An 18,152-nucleotide genomic window follows, 5' to 3' on the forward strand; every position below is an offset into this window, starting at 1 on the left:
GTTATGGTAAGTGATTCGTTCAATACGCCGTTCCAAGAATACAAGATCTGGGTTTTATTTCCATTCCTGGAAACGGATGACCCCAACCTGAAACATTATTATGATTTCAGTCATAGCCTCAGCGAATACACCAAAGTATTTAATGAGTTGAAAGCCGACTGGACCTGGCAGCCTGTAACCATGCAGGACTATAAAAAGGTTATTGACTCCATTCTTTCGCAATCGAACGGTAAGACACCATTAATAATGAATCTCTGCGATGGTGATGAAATAAACGGCACACCCGGCGTATCCGTTATTAATTATTTAGAAGAAAAGAAGTTTATCTATACCGGCTCCAATGCTTATTTCTATGATGTAACTACTTCAAAGATCCCGATGAAAGAAGCATTTGATCAGGCCGGCGTTCCTAATGCCGCATGGAAGGTGATTAGCGGAACTAATGGTTCCTTAACCGGTTTATGTGAAGCTATCGGCACTCCCGTTCTTATTAAACCAGCCATATCAGGCGGTAGTATGGGTGTATCTGTAAAAAATGTAGTGAACAATGATGATGAACTGCGTGCAAGGGTAGAAGAACTCAACCAGGGTTACCGGGGATGGCAATTAACCACAGGCGGTTTGTTTGCAGAACAATTTATTACAGGCCCCGAGTTTACTTCATTTATCATCGGGTCTTATACGCATCCTGAAAAATGTATCGTATACGAACCGGTTGAAAGAATATTTCATGAGTCATTACCGGCGCATGAACGGTTTTTGTCATTTGACAGGCTTTGGGAAATTTATGAAGATGAAACACCGATGCCAGAGAATGGAAACTTCTATAACTATAGCGGCGTCGATATAGCCATGGCTGAAAAGCTAAAACAGGTGAGTCTTGATGCGTATTGCGCTGTTCGTGGTACCGGTTATGCCCGTATTGATATAAGAATGGATGAAAAAACCGGCAAGCTGTATTTATTGGAAGTAAATGCTCAATGTGGGTTAAGCGAAGATGAAGACTATACTTCTATCGGTGCCATTCTGCGTTTCACTGGTAAATCATATACTCAACTTGTATTTGAAGTTTTACAGGATGCATTGATAAGAAGAGGAATTAACTAAATAAATTCTGCATGAAAATTTGTGTCTTACAACCCGATTATTCGCACAGTACTGTTGATTACAAAGACTGGGATCCCGTTCGCAACCTGCAGCACCTGATGCCAGATGCACAAATGGATCATGTCCTCGTCAGCAAACTGACAACTTATAAGCAACTAAAAGAGCTTAGCAAAAAAGGTTATGATGTATTTGTAAACCTTTGTGAGGGTTATCCTGACTGGGAAACTCCCGGTTATGATGTTTATTTCAATGCAGAAATGCTGAACCTGCCTATTACCGGCCCGGGTACAAAACTATTTGATGTACCTAAAAGGCTTATGAAATATGTGGCTTATTGCGAAGGTGTAAGGATTCCGGCTTATGCGTTGATCAATTCAATGGATGAGTTGGATAAATCAATTAAAGGTTTAAAGTATCCATTGTTTGTAAAACCTGCACATATTGGCGATAGTATTGGGGTGGACGAAAAATCGCTGGTAAAAAATAAAGAGGAGTTAACAAACAAGGTTGCTTCTATTATTGATGATTACGGCCCGATACTAATTGAAGAATATATTGCAGGCAGGGAGTTTACTGTTTTAGTGGCTGCCCATCCTGAAAATGAAAAGGATTGTGTTGCTTTCAAGCCGGTTGAATATAAATTTCCGAAAGGAAGAGAGTTCAAAACCTATTCACTCAAAACTTCCGAGCTGCATCCCGATTGTAATTTTCCCTGTAATGATCCTGAGTTGGAAGAAAGACTGAAAGAAGATGCAAGAAAGATATTCCTTGGCTTTGGTGCAGTAGGTTATGGCCGTATGGATTTCAGGGTAAATGATAAAAATGAGATCTATTTTTTAGAAGTAAATTTTACCTGTTCTGTATTTTACAGCGATGGTCTCGAAGGTTCCGCTGATTTTATTTTAAAGTTTGACGGAATCGGACAAGCAGGATTTTTAAAGCATATTATTAAAGAAGCCATCAACCGCCACCAGCGTAAGCAAAAAGCATATGATGTAAAGGGAAATTCTATTTCAGGCTTTGGCATTTATGCCAACCGTGCTATCCCTTCCGGCGAAATAATCTTCAATGGGGAAGAAAGACCGCAACGTCTCGTTACGCATCGCCATATAAAAGATAACTGGGGCGAAAAAGAACAGGAACATTTCCGCCGCTACGCATACCCCATCAGTAAAGAGGTCTTTATCATTTGGGATAACGATCCAACAGAATGGGCCCCACAAAATCATAGCTGTGATGCTAACTGTATGTATGATGGATTAAATGTTGTTACACTTCGTACTATTAGAAAAGGGGAGGAGTTGACGCTTGACTATGCACAGTTCCTGGATAAAAGCATGGAGCCTTTCCATTGCAATTGCAAATCGGAAAATTGTCGTGGCCTTATCATGGGATTGCCAAACAATTCTGTAACAGAGAGAGAAAAACGAATGAAAACAAAAACAAGGGCAAAAGCAAAACAAAACTAAGTACAACCAATACTAACTGCGAACAAACAAAACACCCCGATATTATCGGGGTGTTTGTTTATATGTCTTTCATCGGGCTTTAGTTAGTTGACACGCATATCTCTCATATTGCGTTGCATGAACCGTGGCATTCCCTGCATTCCGCCTTGTTGGTTACCACCCATACGATTCAGGTTATACATAAAGCTGAACATAACATAACGTTTGAGTACTACACTTCTTGTATCCTGTATATAGTTGTCGCCATTGGTACGGGTAATGCTCTGGTTCTGGTTAAGGATATCGTTGACAGAAATTTTTATTTCGCCTGCCTTATTTTTAAACACTTGTTTGCCTATACTCGCATTCCACAATGGAATATTTTGATTGAATCCATCTGAACGACCACTGTTGATATAATAATCAACATCAGTTGAAAGGATAAAGTTGCCTTTAAACTGGTAGGTCATATCCACCGAATAGGTTTGGGAGAAATAATCTTCATTCTGCTGTTCGCTGATCGAATAATTTATATTGTTATAGGATACGTTCAGGTTAGCGCCAAAATCAAATTTCTCGGCGATATTGAAATTGATACCTGCACTCTGTCCTAACACCATTGTTTTGCCTAGATTTTTCTCCTCATCTATTAAACTCACATCATGGTTGTATGAAAAATTGGTATTAAAGTTCAGGCTTGATCCCTTTAGTTTTTTGCTTTTGAACGGAAACCCAAAAGTGAGGTAAGAGAAACCTGAATAGTTGCCATCAATATTTACCGGCTTGGTCAATGTTATCTGCGGCGAATTCTGGAGTATTGGGTTTGAAGATACATAGTCAATACTATTTACAATTTTATTATCCGTTACAGACAAATTCACACCAAAGGCAATGAACCTGAACTTCTGCATATTAAACGTATTAAAGTTGCTGCCGAATGTATGAGTGAATTCCTGGTCAAGATCCGGGTTACCGATCTTTTGGTTGAGCGGATCAGATACATCACGCACATTCTGTAACTGGTTTACAGTTGGCTGGTTAGTACGGCCGCGATAATTAACTCGAAAGTTCTTAGTGCGGCTCGGTGTATAATTGAAACTTGCCTGCGGGAAAAAGTTTACTGCATCATTGATTATCAAAGAATCTTTTGCTGTTGCGGCCTGGTAACTTAAACTCTTCAACTGGCTTTGCTGTACACCTAATCCAACCTGGTAATTGTATTTTTTCTCCTGTACCCGGAAATTGGCGCCAAAACGATTAGCTGTAAATGTATTGTCGAAATCATTTGTCAACAGCAGATTGGGATCATCATATTTACCCGATGTGTTATTATAGTTCCATGTCTCTTTATCTGATTGGCTTTTGTTGTTGGTATAAGCATAATTAAATTCCAATAACTTATTAAGTCCTACCGGTTCAGTATAAGAAAGGCTGAGTACATTATTATTCGATTTTGTTTCCTGGCTACTGTTTTGATTTTGGTTTTGTGTCCTGATAATATTGCCATCAGAATCATAAAACACATAAGGTGTTTTATTAAACGCATCGCTTTCGCTTGAGTTAATGCTGTTAGTCAAGCCCAAAGTAACGGTACGTCCTATTCTTTTGAATTTTTTACGATATAAAAAATTATTACTCCAGTTTACACCGTCTCTTTCGTTTGTATTATTTGTACGGCTGGTTTGTGCCAGGTATTCTTTTATTGGCGAACTTGAATAAACGAAGGATGTATCATCGCTGTAGTTCTCTGAATGCTGTAATGTAAGGTTAGTAGAATACAGTATAGAGTTCATAGAATCGATCGCATATTCTACACGGACATTAAACCGGTGGTTCTGATTAATATTATTAGATCTTACATCCCGGGTCAATTTTGAGATTGAGTCATTGGCAAAAAATGTTTGCCTGTAAGAATTTTGTTCCTGGTCATTATTGGTACGTGAAAAGAAATAGCTACCGCTTACTTTTATTTTTTTCCATTCGTTATTATAGTTAACTCCCGTTGCCAGTGTTTTAGTTATGCCGGTTGATGAGCCACCGCCGCCAAAGCCACCAAAACCTCCGCGACCGCCGGAAACATTCATTCCTGTTCCGCCAAAGCCACCCCCACCGGCGCCACCGCCGCCGCCGCCGCCAAAATTTCCGCCGCCACCACCGCCCATGCTGCTGATGATATCATTGAAAGAAAAACCTTGCTTGTTTATGTTATTTGCATTAAACAATAAGGATATCCTGTTATTACCATTGAACTTATTGATACTTGCATTGCCTTCATACCTTTCATCGCTACCCACTGCTGCCGTTGCTCTTCCAAATACACCTTTCTTTTTATCTGCTTTCAGTTTAATGTTGATCGCTTTTGTACGGCTTCCATCATCTACTTTGGTAAACTTCGCCTGGTCACTCATATCATCAAATACCTGGACACTTTCCACCATATCTGCTGTCAGGTTCTTTGTTGCCATCTTGGGATCATTACCAAAAAACTCCTTCCCATCTACATATATTTTCTGTACCTGTTCACCCTGCGTTTTTACAACGCCATCTTTATCCACTTCTGTTCCGGGAATTTTTTTCAATAGATCTTCTACTGTTGCATTGGGTTTTGTTCTGAAAGCATCGGCTTTAAACTGAACAGTATCACCTTTCATTATCACCGGCGATTCGGTGCTTACCACCACTTCGCCCAGTTTTTTATAGGCTTTCTCTGCGATCAGGTTACCGAGGTCAATTGTTTTTGTTGATGATGACAGGCTAATTTTTTTTCTAATTGTTTCAAAACTGCCGTGGGTGATCACTACTTCGTAATCTCCGTATTCCAACCCGGTGAATTCAAACCCACCTTTTTTATCTGTTATGGAAAATGTTGTGAGGCTTGAGTCTTTTGCACTCAGTACAGAAACTGTGGCTTCAGTAACCGGAGCCTTAGCTGCTGTATCAGTCAGCTTCCCTTTAATTACACCATCCAGTTTTTGAGCAAACCCAGTGAAAAACAACGACATAAATAACGACAAAACCGTAATCTTCTTCATAATATTATTAATTGGCTACGAAATTAGACGTGAGGTCGTGAAAATCCCTGCACCTGAGCATAGATTACGGATAGGTGGTGATATTGATGTGCAAGTGGCTTTATCGGCCGGATTTTCAGCACTTTCCGTCAAAAAATTTAGAGATATCTATATGTAAGAAATGTTGGTTAACTAAACAAATACTCAACATCCTCTTTGGTAAGTGACTTCACAAATGTGGTATCGTCTGTAATGAGCTCCCTAGCCAGTGCCCGTTTCTTTTCCTGTAGCTGAATGATCTTGTCTTCAATAGTGTCCTTACATATCATTCGGTAGGCGAAAATATTTTTTGTTTGCCCGATACGGTGTGTTCGGTCAATAGCCTGTTGCTCTACAGCCGGGTTCCACCAGGGATCAACGATATATACATAATCAGCAGCGGTTAAGTTCAAACCCACACCCCCCGCTTTTAAAGAAATAAGAAATACTCTTTTCTCATCATCGTTCTGAAAACTCTGGATCGCTTTTTCTCGATCCGGCGCCGTTGTGCTGCCGTCGAAGTATTCATATTTTATTCCCAGCTCTTCCAGTTTTTTTCTGATCAATGCCAGCATCCCCAGAAATTGTGAAAAGATCAATGCCTTATGATCGCCGATATTTTCCACCAGCTCTCTTGCCAGCTCATCCAGTTTGATAGAATGATTTTCAAATTTTTCCTGCTCATTCAGTATCGCCGGTGAATCGCAGATCTGGCGCAACTTCATCAACCCTTGTAAAATGGTAAGCTGCGAACGATGAATGCCCTGTTCATTAATTGTTCCCAATATCTTGTCACGAAAATCGTTTCTGTAGGCATCATAAATGCTGCGTTGTTCATCTTCCATTTCACACCAGAGTATCATTTCCTGTTTTTCGGGTAAATCTTTTGCCACCTGCTCTTTTGTTCTTCTGAGAATAAAGGGATAGAGTAGTTTCTTCAGGTGAATTTTATATTCCACTTCACCGAGTTTATCAATTGGTATAGCAAATTCCTGTTTGAAATATTCCATACTGCCCAACATACCAGGGTTCAGAAAATTCATCTGCGCATAAATATCAAAAGTGTTATTCTGCAATGGTGTACCACTCATGCACAGGCGATGCTTTGCATTCAGCAGGGTGGCTGCTTTAGTTACTTTGCTTGATGGATTCTTGATTGCCTGGCTTTCATCCAGTATCACATAATCCAACGGAATACTCACAAGCAGTTTTATATCACTTCGTAGCGTACCATAAGTTGTAATGACAATATCTTTCTCCATCATTTTTTCTCTGTCTCTTATACGCAATGGGCCATGATGGATATAATAAGTAAGTGAAGGGGTGAATTTTTTTATTTCATTTTCCCAGTTATAAATAAGTGTAGTTGGACAAACTACCAGTGCATTCATTTTTTTGTTTTCACTTTTATAATGCTCCAAAAAAGAAAGGGCCTGCACCGTTTTACCCAAACCCATATCATCTGCCAGTATGCCGCCCCAATTTACTTCAGTCAGGTAATTGAGCCATTGGTAACCTGCTAACTGGTAAGGCCGCAATATATCCTTCACACCTGCAGGTGGTTCAATAGGTGTGATATTATTATGTTGCCGCAGCTTCTCATATTTTTCTTCCAGCTTAAATATCAGTTCCGCTTCATCACGTTGGTCATACAGCTCATCAATTACACTTACATGATAGTGTGAAAGCTTCAATGAATTTGTTTTTCCTTCTCCTACCCGGAAAAGCAATGAATATTTTTTTATCCATTCTTCCGGTAATATGCCCAGTGTGCCATCGTCTAATTGTACAAACTGTTGCTTGTTGGCCAATGCTCTTTTCACCTCATCCACCGTTACATGCTGGTCGCCGAAAATAATATTCACTTTTGCATCAAACCAATCTGTGTTGTTGCTGATAAATATCTGTGTTTTGGGTTTCGCCGTATTGAAACGGAAATTCTTTAGTGCTTCAAATCCATACACAGGAATTTTATGCTCCTTCATTGCATCTACAAATAAAAAGAACCAGTTGTTGCGCAGTACATCTGTTCCTTTCAATACAAGGCTCTGGTTATCTTCATTAAAAACATAATTGGAATGGAGATTCCTGAGTTTATCAATAAATGCATTTTCTGCTTCGCGGTTGCGTCGTACAATCAAAACCTTTTCTCCTTGTGATACGACGACTTCATCCCTGTCCTTGGCCCGGGTTTCATAGCCCTTGTAAGTAAACATGGGTTGAAAAACGAGAAACTCTCCTTTCTCCTGTAAATACAATTTTGTTTCAGGCACTCCTTCCTTCACTTCCTGTACTATAGATCTGTCAAAATCTACTTTGTATTCTCTTGCCAATGGCAATAAAAACTGGTTCAATGTTTTTGCCCAGTCTTCTGATGTCACAGTTATTTTTCCTTCAGGATGAAATTTGTCGATCTTCTCCACTACATCATGATGTTTCCATAAATGCAGTTGATTATTGTAGAGAAAAAATAATGGGCATGGGCTTTCGTTATCTTCCAGGTCAAACTGTAATGTTCCTGTATCAATACGGCAGGAAACAGTATAGTGAGAATTTTTCTTTACAAAAAAATGCGGCGTAGCCAGGTCAGGAGATAAATGCAATTGTTCAAGGCTGCTTGTTTTAAAAGGCTTACCTTTATGTAAAATAAAAATGAGTTTATTCTCTGTTGAATCCTCAATCAGTTTTTTCAACTTGGGAAAAAGATATTCCGTCATCAGCTCTTTCGTTTCTGCGGGCAGATCATCATCTTCATGGTGAATTATGTTTTCCCAGATGCCGGCGAACGGTGAATTACGGCTGATATATTTATCGATCTCCTGCTCCTGTAATTTTCTTACCAAGGAAAGCAAGATCTTATCTTGCTCATGGATACTATCTGTTTCCACGAATCGGGTTATATCCAACTTTTCTACTTTACCGGTGAATGCAGTTCCTGTATCATTCGATTCGCCTGTGATCAGATCAACTGTAAAAAAAGGATAGGTCTTTTTATTAAAGTTAAAAACAGCTCCAAATTTTTGTAAGATTTTTTCCTCCGGCTTTTCTTCAGCTACTGCCACTTCTTTTACAACCGGCGGATCCATATAAGCGGGTCTTGGTGGCGCTATTACAGGTGTTACCCTTTTTATGGAAGTATCTAATACCCGCAGAAATGGTTTTCCTTCTTTATAAATAAATTCAAACTTACCTTTCAGATCATCTTTGAGTGAATAACCATACAACTCAAGCAACTTATTTTTTTCCTTATCCCAGTTACGGATACTATCAAAATAATTGGCGCCGTAAGCCTGCAGCAATTGAAGAAAAACGATCAACTTGGGTAAACAGATCGGATGGTCTTCATCCACATAATCGCAACTGGTATCAAAATTTCTTTCATCATTCTTGCGGATGATTACCGTAAGTGCTTCGCCATTTAATGTAACAGATGCTTTCACTGTTTCATTTTCTGCATATTCGATCTTTGCTTTATGACTACGTAAGAACGTTTCTGCTTCCGCCATTGATTCCTGTGATGACAGCATCCTCAGGTTTTTCAGATCAATGGTTTTCATTTTTGCAACCGTATGCCGCTGATCGTATTTTTTATCTTCTGCCTGCAATTGGCCCCTGTCTATCATATCCTGCAATTGCAACAAAGATGCCGCTTCGTGCCGGCAGATATCACCCAGGTTATACGGACATGTACAACGAACCGAAAGTCCTTTCGGATCTTTTATCTTTTGAATATATACTTTATAAAAAGTGGAATAGATATCATCTTTCACCCGAAACACTGCAGAGCCAAACAAATCATCATACTCTGCAAGTTCAGCAAACCCGATTGCATGAATTTTTTTTCCGCGGCGGATCACTTCATCGGTGCCATGTGTGTAAACGTATTTTACAAGATGCGGTAGGGCCAAAACGATTTAGTATTTAAGGTTTTGATTGAAGATTTTAAAACACATTTTCACTTCAATCATGAAAAGGGTAACCGACAAATATAGGGGAATGAAAAGCGGATTTCCTGAGAAAACGGAAGAAATAAAAAATAATTTTTTATCAGTATTTCAGTGAGAGAATTTCTTTAACTTGTATGCTTTTTTTGGCTCAACTCCGATATCTTTTTTGTTTTAATAAGATCATTTCACTGCCAGCTTACCTTCTTTATAAATCGGTAAAACATTAGCCCCATCAGCAGTAAGGCAATAGCGTATATCTTTTTCTAAACCAAAGCCCATGAGACGATGATAATGTGAGGCTTCATTTTGTTTCATAAACTCAAACAAATCTTTTTCCCCGCTTTTATATAAAGCTTCTGCCATGTGTGATGAATCGCAATTAATAATAAAGTGTTTTCTTATTCTTGAAATTACTGCGCCTGCAAACAAACTGTCTTCGAGATTCACTTTGTCTTTCCATGCAGCACATCCGAGAATTACGTTTTGTTTCATTTCAACCAGGTAATCGCAAACTGCTGAAAGATTCACAAATGCTCCGGTGATAATTCCATGTGCATTTTTATCCAATGCCATTTGTAAAAGTCTTGTTCCATTAGTGGTGGTAAGCACCAGGGTTTTGTTTCCGATAAAATCAGTTGGATATTCAAACGGAGAGTTGCCATGTTTCAGGCCTTCGGCTACTTTACCATCTCTCTCACCGGCAGTGATGCCGTCAATCTGTTTACCGAGTTCAATGCAGCGGCTTACACTGTCCACCGGTATTACACATTTTGCACCGTTGTTCAATGCTGTTGCAATTGTAGATGTTGCCCGTAAAATATCAATGATCACGACAATGCTGTTGCTCACATCATATAAATGCAAAAGGGCTGGAGAAAGACAGGTGTGCAATGAAGGTTTGGTTTCACTCATCCGGCAAATATAAACATCATCCTGTGTTAATAATTGGTTTGGAGCAATGCTTTCCATTTCTCTCCTGTCGCATACTGCTTGATCACATCATTACGCAAACGGATGAGTTTTTCAATATAAGGAGTGAGGTAAAGTTTATTTACGATCTTACCTAATACGCCATAAGGTGTTTCAAAATGAAGAATATCGATCACAATCGTTCCGTTCTCCGTAGGTTTAAAATAATGTTCGTGTTCAAATGATTTGAAATCGCCGCGGATCATTTTATCGGTAAATTTTTCAAAGGGCTCCATCTCGGTGATCTTGGAAGTAAAGAACCGGGTTTTAAAAAGATGCTTTGCTTTCCAGGTTACTGTTTCATCTTTTTTAATAAGCCCTGAGGTAGTTCCACCCACGGCTACTTCACCTGTTTTTTGCATAGAAAGTTTATGCAGGGTAATGCTGCGGCTCAGGTCAAACACTCTTTTTACAGGGGCAGGAATAAATGTTGTAAGATGTATAGTTGGCATTGGCGAAAACTTTCAATCGTAATAAGTTGTTTTCAAGCAGCATGTATTATGCCATTGTGTTTTCGGGACGAAATTAAAAACCAAACAAACTATTCAAAAGGTATTTTCACCACTTTAGCCTGCAGCAATTTATCTCTTACCTTAATGAATATTTTCATATCAATTGCCGAATAGGCGATTCGTACATAACCAAGACCAACCGCTTTTCCGAGGCTTGGTGATTGTGTGCCGGAAGTTACCTGTCCTATTACTTCACCCAAAAAAGATTTGATCTCGTATCCGTGCCGTGGTATTCCTTTTTCCACCATTTCAAAGCCCACCAGTTTACGCTGCACACCGTCTGCTTTTTGCTTTTCAAATTGTGTCTTTGATGTAAAGTCTTTACTGAATTTGGTGATCCATCCCAACCCTGCCTCTAATGGCGAAGTAGTATCATCAATATCGTTTCCATAAAGACAGAAACCCATTTCGAGTCTTAATGTATCTCGGGCACCCAAACCAATTGGTTTTAATCCCTGCGGTCCGCCGATTTCAAAAATAGCATCCCATATTTTATCAGCAGCTCCGTCTTTATCTTCAAAATATATTTCAACACCGCCGGCTCCTGTATAGCCTGTTGCGCTGATGACCACATTATCTACTCCGGCAAATTTTCCTTTTACAAAAGTGTAATACTTCAGGTTTAGAATATCAATTTCAGTAAGCGGCTGCAATATCTTGGTCGCATTAGGACCCTGTATTGCAAGCAAACATGTTTTATCAGAGATATTATGCATCTCTGCTTTTTTTGCATTGTGTTTGCTTATCCATTTCCAATCTTTTTCAATATTTCCTGCATTTACCACAAGCATGTACACTTTGTTCTCCTCAATGCAATAAACAAGCAGATCATCTACAATTCCGCCATTTTCGTTAGGCAGGCAACTATATTGTGCTTTTCCAGCGGTAAGTTTTGAAGCGTCATTGCTTGTTACCCGTTGTATCAAATCCAGTGCATGTTCACCTTTCAGGATAAATTCACCCATATGACTCACATCAAATACACCGGCGTTTTTCCGTACTGCAGCATGTTCGTCGTTGATGCCCGTATAGCTGATGGGCATATTATATCCAGCAAACTCAGCCATTTTAGCGCCGAGTGCAATATGTTTTTGTGTAAAGGGAGTATTCTTCATGAAGGCGATTTGACTGCTTTATGTATCCGCGGCAAAAATAACGGTTGCTGTCTATCTTAAAAATAAAAAACCCCGACACTTCGGTCGGGGTAGTGAAATACTTTTGATTATACTGTCGATTAGTTGAAAAAGCTCTCAAGCGATAAAAGCGAAAATGTTTTTCCGGAAGAAGCGGCTTCACCATCAGCTTCATTATCTTTTTCCAGTTTTGTAGTTACTTTCCCGGTATCGGGTTTTGCTTTTTTCTGTTCATCTATCTGTTTTAATCTTTCTTTTAATTGTCTTTCTTCTTGGTTTAATGAATTTGTGTCCTTTCTGTCATCATACCTGTAATTGTTATGATCTGAAACCGGCGTGCCGTCAGCATTTTTCAATTCACCATTCTCCCCCATTACATAATCAACATTACTGCTCCATGGAAATCCTCTATAATTGTTAAACTCAAAGTCTGCATCATTATTTCTCCAGTTACGGCCTCTCCTGATTTTTACATTCATGGGGTTTAACTTGTATTTTACTGTCTCATCAAACCGGATACGTCTTCCTACCGGAATTTCAATCCGGATCTCAATCCGCTGTCCACGATACTTACTGTTTTTATCAATAGCAAAGCCGTTTCCTAGATCAAGTATGCTGTCTTTATAGGAATATTTATACTGGATTTTTTCTGCTCTTCTTCTTGCTTCACTTTCTGTACGGCCCTGGCTCACTTTATTTACAAACACATGATAATTGGCATCTGTGCTTTTATCTACTGTAAAACGAACCCAGGATAAACGCATCGTATCGGAAGAAACATTCCAACCATCCCAATCGCCTTCTGTCCACCAGAAGCTGTTGTTAAAAACAAGTTCGGGTTCTGATACAATCAGTGTCATTCTTCCATTAACAGGTTGAGTGTTCATGGAAACTGTTTCGCTTATTGAAGAGCTATCACTAAAATCTCTTGAAATGCTTGAGCCAAGTAATGCTACTGATATCCAACCCAAGGTCCATAAGCCAGCAAATGTCCATCCCAGATAACTACTCTTTGATTTTACTCCAATTATTCTCCTGATGATCCAGATAAGAAACAAAATCAATGGAACTCCGAGGAATAAAATCAATGTACCCCATGCGTATACCTGCTGCCAGTTGCTGGTCCATAAATAATTATTGATCGGCCACCAGGCCACACCACCAAATATGAGTGAGATAAGTGCTACAAACAGTGCAAATGCTATTGTTCCCGCAATAAATAAAAAGAATGCTTTAAAGATCACACCAATTGCATGACCTAATCCTGAACGCACCGGCCGGGAAGCTTCTCTTACTTCTGATGCAAATGCTTTACCTCTTGTATTTGAAAATTCTTTTGCCTTATCTCCCATTCTTTGTGCTGCCTCTTTCACTTCACCGCTCCAGTCTTTCACTTTATCTTTCATTGTGCCCATTCCTTCCTGCACATTTTGCTTGATCGTATTCACATCTACTTTTTCGCCACGCATTTCCATTTTCTCGTAAGGACTTCTTGCTTCAGGCAATACAGCCCATAAGACTATATAGATAAGAACAAATGTTCCAGTAAGTGAGCCTGAAAGAATATCCCATTCGAACCCATTATTAAAAGGGCCATCAAATATCCCAAAAATCGAACTCAGAATAATTGGTGCTAAAAAGATCAACCGGATCTTCCAAACATCAATATCAAAATAAGCGGATAAACCACCGGCTACACCACCGATAACTTTACTTTCGGGATTACGAAACAATCTTTTACCACCATACACATCCAGGTCTTTTGGAGGTAAAATAATCCACAAAATTATATATAATAAAAATCCAAGACCAAATCCACCAAATGTTATGATAGCAAAAAGTATTCTTACGATCGCCGGGTCAATATTCATATAATTGGCTAAGCCACTACATACACCACCGATAAACTTATCACTTGAATCGCGGTATAATTTTTTCTTGCCAGACTTTGTACTTGATTGTTGAGATTGCGGTTGTGGCTGACTTTGTGATTCAGTTCCGGCAAAAGATTGTGAAGCTGCTGCTGCAGAAGCAGTAGCTTTTTTCTCTTGCAAATCTTCCGCTTCAAAATCCTGCGGACGTCCCATGCTTATAGATATCTCTTCCACATCTGCATCGGTAATGCAGGAAGCACCTTTGCGAACTTTTTCATTCATCAGTTCGGCAATGCGGCTTTCGATATCATTGATGATCTCGTCACGGCCTTCTTCGTGAGCAAAATATTTTCGCAGGCTTTCAATATAGGCCTGCAGGTTTTCATACGCAGAATCTTCTATCGGTATCACCCGGCCGCTGAGGTTTATATTTAAAATCTTTTTCATATCAGAATTATTAGTTTGGCAGTAGTAGTTTATTTGTTCAGGTCTTCGGTTTTATTAGCTAATGCATTTACAGCATTTGATAATTCATTCCAGGTTTGCTCCAGTTCTTTATAAAATGCTTCGCCTTTTTCTGTCAGCATAAAATATTTCCGCGGAGGACCTGAATTGCTTTCTACCCAACGGTACGATAGCATCTCAGAATTTTTCAAACGGGTAAGTAGCGGATAGAGAGTACCCTCAAGAATCTGCAAGTTACAGCCCCGCATCTCATCTACAATATCACTGGGGTAGGCTTCGCCCCTGCGAATGATAGATAAGATACAAAACTCCAGTATACCTTTCCGCATCTGGCTCTGTGTGTTTTCAATATTCATAAATCCTCATTTTCTTATTATAGTTGCTTGTTTCGGTCGTTGATGTTTAGTGATCATAACTTACCACTCTTGATATTTTCCATTTCCCTTCTTTATATAACCATATATGAACAAACTTAAATGTGCCGCAATCCTGTTTGCCTTTTTCTGTATGGCAAAAACGGTGTTGTCCGATCTGCATGGCGCCATATCCGGGTACAGGGTAAACTTCCAAACTTCCCGGGATCAAATCTCTTGTCAGATCATTACCTGGTTGTGCTGTTGATCGTATAAAACTGATGGTTTGTTCAAAACCACTAAGACCTCCTTTATCGTGAAAAAATTCAAGATCTTTTGTAAAGAACTCTTTGAACAAACCGGTATCTCTTTTATTAAATGCATTAAAAAGAATGCTGTCCATCTTTTTAATTTCATTAAACAGCTCAGTGCCAGTTTTAAGACTTAGTGCCAGTTGTGCATTTGACAAATTGAACCCTGCCATCATTATTAAAGCTGCAATCATTGTTGCTGCTATAATTAGTTTGAGAAAAGGTGTTTTAGGATTCATTTTTTTGATTCTGAACCAAAGATAGGGTGATGATTGGTACTATGCAAAACAAAGTACTTGTTTTTTTATAAAATACCCTTTTTTATGATAAAAGGTCAAAAAAATGGATGAAATTCGCGGCCTAACATCTGAAACGAAAGAAATAGGCGTTTCATAAATGCTTTTACATCTTAATGAAACAAGTCTTATTTATAATAATAACCTCGCTGACGGTTTCGTCCTGTGCTGATAAATATGGCACTTACAAACCTCAATACACAAGAACGACCACCCAGACTCAACCTGATTATTCAGATCTCTATTACTGGGCTTCACATCCGCAAAAATGGGATCCAGCAGATAGTATTCCCAAGTCATTACTGAATGAAATGCGGGACTCTGTTGTGGATGTTTTCTTTCTTCATCCCACCGCATACACTTCAAAGAGAAAATTCAAAGAATGGAATGTTGAAATCGATGATGCGTATAATAATGCCAAAACGGATTATTCCTCGATACTGTACCAGGCAAGCGTATTCAATCAGCATGCTCGCATCTTTGCTCCCCGTTTTCGTGAAGCACATATCAAAACATTTTTCTTGAAAGACTCTGCATTGATTCAAAAAAATTTAGAGTTAGCATACCAGGATATCAAAGCCGCTTTTGAATATTATTTAAAAAACTGGAATCATAACCGGCCCATCATCATTGCCTCACACAGCCAAGGGTCTGTGCATGCAGAAAGATTATTGAAAGAATTTTTTGAAGATAAAGCGCTGGCGGATCAGTTGGTAACTGCATATGTATTGGGCTGGCCCATGCCAAAACAGTCTTTCAGTGTTCTTAAGCCATGTTTTGATTCAACAGATATCAATTGCCTGTGCAGCTGGCGCACCTACCGAAAGGGATTTAAGCCAAAGTACATGAGAAACGAAACCAGTAATTCTCTTGCCACCAATCCGCTTAATTGGAAAACGGATGAAACTTATGCAGGTAAAAATGAAAACAAAGGAAGTGTGCTTCTAAAATTCAATAAAGTATATACAAAAACAACTGATGCGCAAATCAACAACGGCCTGCTTTGGGTAAAGAAACCAAAATTCCCATGGAGCTTTATCTATGCGACCCGCAATTATCATATTGGCGACATCAATCTTTTCTATATTAATATCCGCGAAAACGTGGAGCAGCGTATAGATGCTTATTTTAAAAAATATCCGGTAAAATAATTATTGCAATTCTTTTTTGTTTAAAAATTGTTTTTCCTCATCTGTTATTTTTACCAATGCATACCGCTTCACTTTATTGATAACTATTTCATCAAGCACATCAACAACGCCTGTATAATCGGCATTGAAATTTGGTTTTATTAAAATGGTTAATTCATCTCTTCCTTCTACCATGTCAGGGTTTTTATCCAATGTTATTTGTTTATCTCGAATCACCTGTCCAATTCCATCGCTATAGGAATATGAAGATTTAAAAACCTGGTTATTCTTTAAAGCTTTATCTAAAAATCCATGATAATACCAGATCTCCCTGTTATTTGTGAGTAACAAAGTCAATGCGGCTGATTCTTTTAAAACTGTTCCCGGTCCATCTTTTGGCATATTCAATTTTGCCGCAACCGGTTTGCTCATTTCTACTGTTATTACAAAGAAACTGATCAATAAAAAACCAAGGTCAACCATTGGAGTCATATCTATCTTTAAACTATGACGTTTCATTCGTTTTACGCCTGCTCTGCGGCTATGGGCTTCATTTATAATGATCTCTGCCATAAGCGTTGTTTCAGAATTAGATGCCTGAAAGATTTAAATCCACAACATTAATCATGAAAACTGCTGAGCTAAATCAATAATTCAGGCATGGTAATGGAGTAGTTTTAAACAGAAATAAAACTCTGCAATATGAAAACGATTATTGTTCCAACCGATTTTTCCCCGGCAGCGACGAATGCCATGAATTATGCTGTTGATATGGGTAAAGCTATTGATGCGAGCATTTTATTGTTGCATGTTTACCATGTGCCTGTAAGTTTTACAGATGTTCCTGTTGTGTTGGTTTCTGTAGATGATTTGAGAAAAAGTGCTGAAGAACAGTTAGAGGAATTGAAAAAAAATATTGAGAATAGCACTACAGGTAAAGTAAAAGTGTATTCTGAATTAAAAATGGGAGATGTCGTGGATGAGTTAGATCTATTGTCCAATCAAATTCAACCCTTTGCTGTAATAATGGGCACTAAGGGTCATTCAGCTATGGAACGAGCTTTATTTGGAAGCAATACATTATCTGCAATTAAAAAATTACACTGGCCGGTTATCTGTGTACCTCCGGGTAAGGAATATGGTGATGGCATAAAGAAAATAGGTTTGGCTTGCGACTTCAAAGAAGTAATAGAATCTACACCGGCTCATGCAATCAAGGACCTGGTAAAAGAATTTAACGGTGAGTTGCATGTGCTGAACGTTGATTATGAAAACAAGAAATTTGCATCTGAAACACAAGAGCAATCCCTGTTGTTGCATAACATGCTTGAAGAATTAAATCCGCAATATCACTTTATTCAACATCGTGATGTGGAAGATGGCATTAATGAGTTTGCAGAAAAAAATAATCTTGATTTGGTAATTGCCATTCCTAAAAAACACAAATTGCTGGAAGGCTTGTTTAAGAAAAGTTCAACAAAGCAATTGGTTTTTGAATCTCATGTGCCGGTAATGTGTGTGCATGAATAAGGGTTGGGATTAAATAAGAAAGCAACT

Annotated in this window: 13 protein-coding genes; 4 read left to right on the plus strand and 9 right to left on the minus strand. The window is 38.8% G+C overall.

Going from position 1 to position 18,152, the window contains the following annotated elements:
• The first annotated feature begins 3 nt into the window (after nt 1-3).
• Together E6H07_04700 and E6H07_04705 are read left to right on the plus strand one after the other, a co-directional pair.
• Nucleotides 4-1,107 carry a hypothetical protein gene (locus E6H07_04700; GenBank protein ID TMI65228.1) on the plus strand — a complete coding sequence of 368 codons (1,104 nt, stop codon included), beginning with the start codon at nt 4-6 and terminating at the stop codon, nt 1,105-1,107.
• Between the two features lie 11 nt (nt 1,108-1,118).
• The gene (locus tag E6H07_04705; GenBank protein TMI65229.1) at nt 1,119-2,576 is read left to right on the plus strand and encodes an SET domain-containing protein-lysine N-methyltransferase; all 1,458 of its coding nucleotides are present in this window, start codon (nt 1,119-1,121) and stop codon (nt 2,574-2,576) included.
• Between the two features lie 83 nt (nt 2,577-2,659).
• On the opposite strand, the gene E6H07_04710 is transcribed toward E6H07_04705, so the two are convergent.
• From E6H07_04710 to E6H07_04745, 8 genes are all read right to left on the minus strand, one after another.
• The gene (locus tag E6H07_04710) at nt 2,660-5,587 is read right to left on the minus strand and encodes a hypothetical protein (GenBank protein TMI65230.1); all 2,928 of its coding nucleotides are present in this window, start codon (nt 5,585-5,587) and stop codon (nt 2,660-2,662) included.
• A 167-nt stretch (nt 5,588-5,754) separates the two neighbouring features.
• Entirely contained in the window at nt 5,755-9,513 is a 3,759-nt protein-coding gene (locus tag E6H07_04715) for a DEAD/DEAH box helicase (GenBank protein ID TMI65231.1), read from the minus strand.
• Nucleotides 9,514-9,732: 219 nt separating this feature from the next.
• Nucleotides 9,733-10,464: a 2-phosphosulfolactate phosphatase gene (locus E6H07_04720; GenBank protein ID TMI65232.1), complete on the minus strand. Its 732-nt coding sequence runs from the start codon at nt 10,462-10,464 to the stop codon at nt 9,733-9,735.
• A gap of 26 nt (nt 10,465-10,490) precedes the next feature.
• Nucleotides 10,491-10,973, minus strand: a complete 483-nt coding sequence (locus E6H07_04725) for an SRPBCC family protein (protein TMI65233.1) — start codon at nt 10,971-10,973, stop codon at nt 10,491-10,493.
• An 89-nt stretch (nt 10,974-11,062) separates the two neighbouring features.
• Nucleotides 11,063-12,148 carry a glycine cleavage system aminomethyltransferase GcvT gene (gcvT, locus tag E6H07_04730; protein ID TMI65234.1) on the minus strand — a complete coding sequence of 362 codons (1,086 nt, stop codon included), beginning with the start codon at nt 12,146-12,148 and terminating at the stop codon, nt 11,063-11,065.
• Between the two features lie 119 nt (nt 12,149-12,267).
• Nucleotides 12,268-14,487, minus strand: coding sequence for a PspC domain-containing protein (locus E6H07_04735; protein TMI65235.1), 2,220 nt, complete (start codon nt 14,485-14,487; stop codon nt 12,268-12,270).
• A gap of 29 nt (nt 14,488-14,516) precedes the next feature.
• Nucleotides 14,517-14,861: a PadR family transcriptional regulator gene (locus E6H07_04740; GenBank protein ID TMI65236.1), complete on the minus strand. Its 345-nt coding sequence runs from the start codon at nt 14,859-14,861 to the stop codon at nt 14,517-14,519.
• 46 nt (nt 14,862-14,907) lie between these two features.
• Nucleotides 14,908-15,408 carry a nuclear transport factor 2 family protein gene (locus E6H07_04745; GenBank protein TMI65237.1) on the minus strand — a complete coding sequence of 167 codons (501 nt, stop codon included), beginning with the start codon at nt 15,406-15,408 and terminating at the stop codon, nt 14,908-14,910.
• Nucleotides 15,409-15,581: 173 nt separating this feature from the next.
• Here E6H07_04745 and E6H07_04750 point away from each other — a divergent pair, with 173 nt between their 5' ends.
• Nucleotides 15,582-16,616, plus strand: coding sequence for a DUF3089 domain-containing protein (locus E6H07_04750; GenBank protein ID TMI65238.1), 1,035 nt, complete (start codon nt 15,582-15,584; stop codon nt 16,614-16,616).
• On the opposite strand, the gene E6H07_04755 is transcribed toward E6H07_04750, so the two are convergent.
• The gene (locus tag E6H07_04755; GenBank protein ID TMI65239.1) at nt 16,617-17,168 is read right to left on the minus strand and encodes a biopolymer transporter ExbD; all 552 of its coding nucleotides are present in this window, start codon (nt 17,166-17,168) and stop codon (nt 16,617-16,619) included.
• Between the two features lie 129 nt (nt 17,169-17,297).
• Between E6H07_04755 and E6H07_04760 the strand changes: the two genes are divergently transcribed.
• A complete protein-coding gene (locus E6H07_04760) occupies nt 17,298-18,125 on the plus strand; it encodes a hypothetical protein (protein ID TMI65240.1) in 828 nt (275 codons plus the stop codon).
• Nucleotides 18,126-18,152: the final 27 nt, after the last annotated feature.

It is taken from the genome of Bacteroidota bacterium (assembly GCA_005882315.1).
GTDB lineage: Bacteria > Bacteroidota > Bacteroidia > Chitinophagales > Chitinophagaceae > VBAR01.